The sequence below is a fragment of the Ramlibacter sp. genome (genome assembly GCF_028292805.1).
Classification (GTDB): domain Bacteria; phylum Pseudomonadota; class Gammaproteobacteria; order Burkholderiales; family Burkholderiaceae_C; genus Ramlibacter.
In genome coordinates this window covers 1-4304 of sequence record NZ_JAQGLS010000090.1, presented here as the reverse complement: position 1 = coordinate 4304, position 4304 = coordinate 1, and the positions used below count along the sequence as shown (strand labels likewise).

5 protein-coding genes and 1 pseudogene are annotated in these 4304 nt (G+C 69.1%); 5 read left to right on the top strand and 1 reads right to left on the bottom strand.

Translation table 11 applies throughout. The features are described from left to right. The 3 genes and pseudogenes from JWP65_RS04875 to JWP65_RS04865 all read left to right on the top strand — a co-directional run. A pseudogene (locus JWP65_RS04875) lies at positions 1-248 on the top strand (EamA/RhaT family transporter); the annotation flags it as partial. 217 nt (positions 249-465) lie between these two features. Continuing rightward, the gene (dbpA, locus tag JWP65_RS04870) at positions 466-1863 is read left to right on the top strand and encodes an ATP-dependent RNA helicase DbpA (RefSeq protein ID WP_299760886.1); all 1398 of its coding nucleotides are present in this window, start codon (positions 466-468) and stop codon (positions 1861-1863) included. Between the two features lie 84 nt (positions 1864-1947). Beyond that, positions 1948-2262, top strand: a complete 315-nt coding sequence (locus JWP65_RS04865; RefSeq protein WP_299760884.1) for a hypothetical protein — start codon at positions 1948-1950, stop codon at positions 2260-2262. 6 nt (positions 2263-2268) lie between these two features. Here the strand turns inward: JWP65_RS04865 and JWP65_RS04860 are convergent, their stop codons facing one another. Continuing rightward, entirely contained in the window at positions 2269-3204 is a 936-nt protein-coding gene (locus tag JWP65_RS04860; protein WP_299760882.1) for a LysR family transcriptional regulator, read from the bottom strand. Between the two features lie 115 nt (positions 3205-3319). Between JWP65_RS04860 and JWP65_RS04855 the strand changes: the two genes are divergently transcribed. Both JWP65_RS04855 and JWP65_RS04850 read left to right on the top strand, forming a co-directional pair. Continuing rightward, on the top strand, positions 3320-3670 hold the full coding sequence (locus JWP65_RS04855) for a DUF4148 domain-containing protein (protein WP_299760880.1): 351 nt from the start codon (positions 3320-3322) through the stop codon (positions 3668-3670). Positions 3671-3781: 111 nt separating this feature from the next. After that, positions 3782-4304, top strand: a 523-nt coding sequence (locus JWP65_RS04850; RefSeq protein ID WP_367280471.1) for a radical SAM protein, incomplete at its 3' end; no start/stop codon positions are given.

The window sequence follows — 4304 nt, the reverse complement described above, 5'->3', positions numbered from 1 at the left end:
CCGGCTTCGCCCTGTCGGTGGTCGGCTACCGCGGCGCCGCCTTGCAGCTGCCCGACGTCGCGCCCGGGCTGATCGGCGCCTGGGGCGTGCTGTTCGCGCAGGCGGCGCAAAGCCTGCTGCTCGGTCGCTGGCTGGCCTGGTGCGCGCCGCAGGCCTTGCGGGCGAGGGTGACGGCCTGGCGCATCTCGCTGGTGGCCGGGGGCGCCGGCGCGCTGCGTCGCTGTGCCGGTTCACCGCCTTCGCCATGACACCGCGGCCAACGTCCGCACGGTGGGCCTGGTGGCGGTGGTGTTCGGCTACCTGGTGTCGCGCTGGCTGCTGCGCGAAAAACTGGAGCAGGCGGATCAGCTGGGACTGGGGCTGGTGGTGGCCGGGCTGCTGTGCCTGGGGCTCAGCTCTAGGCGGACGCAAGGGTATCGGCCGGCCGCCGCCCCGGGTCGGGCCACCTGTGAAATGATCGCGGGGATGACCGCCTCCGCTTCCGACACCGCCTTCTCGCGGCTGCCCCTCGCCCCCGCCGCCCTGGAAAACCTCCAGCGCCTCGGCTACGAATCCATGACCCCCATCCAGGCGGCCAGCCTGCCGCTGGCGCTGGCCGGCAAGGACCTGATCGCCCAGGCCAAGACCGGCAGCGGCAAGACCGCGGCCTTCGCGCTGTCGCTGCTGGCGCGGCTCGACACGCGGCGCTTCGCCGTGCAGGCCCTGGTGCTGTGCCCCACGCGCGAGCTGGCCGACCAGGTCACCTCGGAGACCCGCCGGCTGGCGCGCGCCGAAGACAACATCAAGGTGGTGACGCTGGCCGGCGGCGTGCCGCTGCGCGGCCAGATCAACAGCCTGGAACACGGCGCCCACGTGGTGGTCGGGACGCCAGGCCGCGTGATCGACCACCTGGAGCGCGCCACGCTGGACCTGTCCGCCCTGAACACCCTGGTGCTGGACGAAGCCGACCGCATGCTGGACATGGGCTTCAACGACGACATCGCCACGGTGGCCAAGCACTGCCCCACCGAACGCCAGACGCTGCTGTTCTCGGCCACCTACCCGGATGGCATCGCCAAGCTGGCCGCCAAATTCATGCGCAACCCGGTCACCGTGAAGGTGGACGCGCAGCATGCCGACTCGCTGATCCGCCAGCGCTGGTACCAGGTGAAGCCGTCCGAGCGCCTGGCCAGCGTGGCGCGCCTGCTGGAACATTTCCGCCCGGCCAGCAGCCTGGCCTTTTGCAACACCCGCGCGCAATGCAAGGCGCTGGTGGAACTGCTGCAGGCGCAGGGCTTCAGCGCGCTGGCGCTGCACGGCGACCTGGAGCAGCGCGACCGCGACCAGGTGCTGGTGCGCTTTGCCAACCGCAGCTGCTCGGTGCTGGTGGCGACCGACGTCGCCGCCCGCGGCCTGGACGTGGCCGGCATGGAAGCGGTGATCAACGTCGAAGTCACGCCCGACGCCGAGGTGCACGTGCACCGCGTGGGCCGCACCGGGCGCGCCGGCGAGACCGGGCTGGCGCTGAACCTCGCCACGCTGGACGAGATGGGCGCCGTCGGCCGCATCGAGCAACTGCAGGGGCGGCCGTCCGAATGGTTTGCGCTGGCCGAGCTCACGCCCAGCGCCAGCGGCCCGCTGGTGCCGGCCATGGCCACCATCCACATCCAGGGCGGGCGCAAGGAGAAGATCCGCCCCGGCGACGTGCTGGGCGCGCTGACGGCGGACCTGGGCTACAGCCGCGACCAGGTCGGCAAGATCGACGTCAACGAATTCTCGACCTACGTGGCCGTGCAGCACGGCATCGCCAAGGAAGTCGCGGCGCGGCTCGACAGCGGGCGCATCAAAGGCAAGGCCGTCAAGGCCCGGCTGCTGCGTGACTGATTGCGGTGGTTCTGCATGCGATGGGCATGGACACGCACGCAGCTTGCCGGTACAAGGAAGCACCCTCAGGTTCAGAGCACCACCATGTCCTTTGGCACCCTCCTGTACCGCTACTTCTTCTTCGGCTGGCTGTTCCAGGACGTCAACCAGGGCAACCTGCTGGAGCGGTCGGCGGCCTGGCGCCACAACCAGTCACAGGCGCGCTGGCTGCCCACCTACATGCGGCGCTGGATCTGGTGCGCGGTGGGCTTCTACCTGCTGGGCGGGGCGGCCGAATTCGTTGCCGGCGCGCCCGGCCTGTCGGTGCTGTTCTACGTGCCCGGCGCCCTGAGCATCCCGGTCAATGCCGTCATCGCGGCGGCCTGGGTCGGCTTCAAGGTGCTGCCGACGCAGGCGTGACGCCGCTCAGCCGGCATTGACTTCTTCCAGGCCCAGGCCCGCCACCGTGTGGCGCGCGTGCGCCACCAGGTGATCCAGGAAGGCGCGGGTGCGCGCCGGCATGAACTGCCGGCTGGGCAACGCGGCCACCAGCGTCAACCGGTTGGTGATCCAGGGTGACAGCACGCGGCGCAGCTGGCCGCTGCGCAGCATGGTGGCGATCAGGTCGAGCGGCTGGCTGCTGATGCCGGCGCCGTCGACGGTGGCGCGCAGCAGCGAGTCCGTGTGGTTCGCCGTCATCACCGCCGGCACCTCCACTTCCAGCACCCGATCACCATCGGTCGGATCGATCAGGCGCATCGGCCGCAAGCGCATGCCTGGCGTGCGCAGCCGCAGGCAGCGATGCCGCACCAGGTCCTCGGGCGACTGCGGCTCGCCCTGACGCAGCAGGTAATCGGGCGTGGCGCAGAACACGGCCTGGCTGTGCAGGATGGTGCGCACGATGACGCCGGCATGGACCTGCACCAGCCCGTTGAGCAGCGTCAGGTCGTAGTCTTCCACGTTGGGGTCCGCCACATCCTCGACCTGCACCTCGAGCACCACTTCCGGAAAGCGCAACTGGAACTCGGCCACCGCCGGCGCCAGCAAGTGCGTTGCCACCACCGGCAGCGCCAGCACGCGCACCGTCCCCGCCATCTCGCGGGTGTGGGAGTGGGCCATTGCATCGGCCTCCTCGATGTCGCCCAGGATCGCCCGCAGGCGACCCAGGTAGCCCTCTCCCGCCGGCGTCAGCGACAGCCGCCGCGTCGTGCGCTGCAGCAGCCGCACCCCCAGGTGCTGTTCCAGATCGTTGACCAGCCGCGTGACCATGGCCGGCGCGAGGTCCAGCTTGCGGGCGGCGGCGGCGAAGCCGCCTTCGTCCACCACTTGCTGGAACACGCGCATCGACTGAAGTCTGTCCATCCAGACATTATTGACGATAAGTCAATTGCAGCTTGACGATTCGGTGGTTTTTTGATGATTCCATAGGGAATAAAGTTCATCCATCCACTCGCGATACCCAACCCAAGGAACCATCATGAAAGCCACCCGCCTCCTGTTCGTCGCCGCCCTGTCCACCGCAGCCTTCGCCGCCCAGGCCGACGCCTTCGACGCGCCCGAGTTCGCCAAGCAGTTCAACGGCAGCAAGTCGCGCGCCGAAGTCCAGGCCGAACTGGGCCAGTACAAGCAGTCCCGCGTGAACCCGTGGTCCACCACGCACAACCCGCTGGCCAGCTTCAAGAGCGACCGCACCCGCGCCCAGGTGCAGGCCGACTACATCGCCAGCCGCAACCGCGTGGCTGCCTTCACGGGCGAAGACAGCGGCTCGTCCTACCTGGCCGCCAACCGCCCGGCCCAGGCCACCCAGCAATTCGCGAACGCGAAGTAAGGGCCCCAACTGCCGCCCACGGCGGCAGTCGTTCAGCCAACCCCGCCGGGCAGCGATGTCCGCGCGGGGTTTCTGCCATTGGGCTGGCGCCGGATACTGTACGATCATCCAGTGAATCTGAACGACAAGCTCGCGGTCCTGGCCGACGCCGCCAAGTACGACGCGTCCTGCGCCTCCAGCGGCGGCGTCAAGCGCGACTCGGTCCAGGGGCGGGGCCTGGGCTCCAACGAAGGCATGGGCATCTGCCACAGCTATGCGCCGGACGGCCGCTGCATCTCGCTGCTCAAGATCCTGCTGACCAACTTCTGCCAGTACGACTGCCTGTACTGCGTCAACCGGGTCAGCAGCAACGTGCAGCGGGCGCGCTTCACGGTCGAGGAGGTGGTGCACCTGACGCTGGACTTCTACCGGCGCAACTGCATCGAAGGCCTGTTCCTGTCCAGCGGCATCATCCAGAGCGCCGACTACCCCAGGGAGCAGGTGGTCGAGGTCGCGCGCGTGCTGCGCGAAGAGCACGACTTCCGCGGCTACATCCACTTGAAGACGATTCCCGACGCGAGCGCCGACCTGTTGCAGCGTGCCGGCCGCTATGCCGACCGGCTGAGCATCAACGTGGAGCTGCCGACGGTTGAAA

Excerpts from the sequence above, each read along its gene's own strand:
- dbpA (WP_299760886.1), top strand. The coding sequence starts at position 466 with ATGACCGCCTCCGCTTCCGACACCGCCTTCTCGCGGCTGCCCCTCGCC.
- JWP65_RS04865 (WP_299760884.1), top strand. The coding sequence starts at position 1,948 with ATGTCCTTTGGCACCCTCCTGTACCGCTACTTCTTCTTCGGCTGGCTG.
- JWP65_RS04860 (WP_299760882.1), bottom strand. The coding sequence starts at position 3,204 with ATGGACAGACTTCAGTCGATGCGCGTGTTCCAGCAAGTGGTGGACGAA.
- JWP65_RS04855 (WP_299760880.1), top strand. The coding sequence starts at position 3,320 with ATGAAAGCCACCCGCCTCCTGTTCGTCGCCGCCCTGTCCACCGCAGCC.